This window comes from Acutalibacter sp. LFL-21, from assembly GCF_025630755.1.
Taxonomy (GTDB): Bacteria; Bacillota; Clostridia; order Oscillospirales; family Acutalibacteraceae; genus Acutalibacter; species Acutalibacter stercoravium.
On sequence record NZ_JAOTNT010000036.1, the window covers coordinates 1 to 875 of the forward strand.

1 protein-coding gene and 1 pseudogene are annotated in these 875 nt (G+C 59.3%); both read right to left on the reverse strand.

Features of this window, described 5'->3' with window-relative positions:
* A partial coding sequence (locus ODJ80_RS14035) for a cysteine-rich VLP domain-containing protein (protein ID WP_263042557.1) occupies positions 1-292 on the reverse strand: 292 nt, incomplete at its 3' end.
* Positions 282-875, reverse strand: a pseudogene (locus ODJ80_RS14040) (relaxase/mobilization nuclease domain-containing protein); the annotation flags it as partial. The gene ODJ80_RS14035 and the pseudogene ODJ80_RS14040, both read right to left, overlap by 11 nt.

An 875-nucleotide genomic window follows, 5' to 3' on the forward strand; every position in this document is an offset into this window, starting at 1 on the left:
CGGGGCAGTATTTCCCCCGGTTGGATTTGGGGACAAAGGCCGCCCCACAGACGGCGCACCGTTTCCGGCTCCCCCGGTACAAAAGTGCTGCGGCCAGTTCCCCGTCAAGGGGCAGGACAGCCACACGGAACCAGCGGCACATGAGGGAAAGGGAAATGCTCTGGACGCACACGCAAGGCTCCCCGTCGTCTAACAGCAGGCAGTTCCCCCCGTCGTAGTTACAGCACTCATGCACCAGCCGCCGCGCCCGCCGGTGCTGGCGGTAGTCCATTCTCGGTAACTTATCGCTCATGGCTCTGCTCCTTTCTGCGGTGGGGTTCCTCCCGGCGCAAAATCTGGTCGATATTCCGCTTGACGGTCTGCAACTCCGCATACCGCTGCTTCTGTTCGTGGTAGGTGTTATACAGGCCGGATTTCTTGGAAACAAGCTGCTCGATCTCGGCCTGCAACGCTTTCCGGGCGGGCAGCTTGGTAATGCCATGCGCCTTGAAATACCGGGCGGCGGCTTCGGCTATGATAAAATCGCTCTCATGCGCCTGCCGGTATGCTTCGCGGGCTTTCTCGGATTTCTGCGCTTTCAGCCCGTCGCGGGCGGGCTTGGTCTTGGCATAGGCAAGTACCTGTTGCTGCAACTCCTTTTTCCCTTGTAGCTTCGTTTCCAGTGCTTTCAGTTCGCCGCTGGTCTGGCGCATTTCCTGATAGGCGGTATCAACGGCGGCTTCTAACTGCTCCGGGGAAGTGAAGCCGTATTCCTGATACACATTCAGCGTCGCGGCCATCTGTTTGAGGTTGTGCATGGTCGCCCAGCGTTCATAGCCCCGGCCTTTCCCCTCGGCTTTCTTCTGCTCAATGTCCACAAGCCGCTGCACATTCGG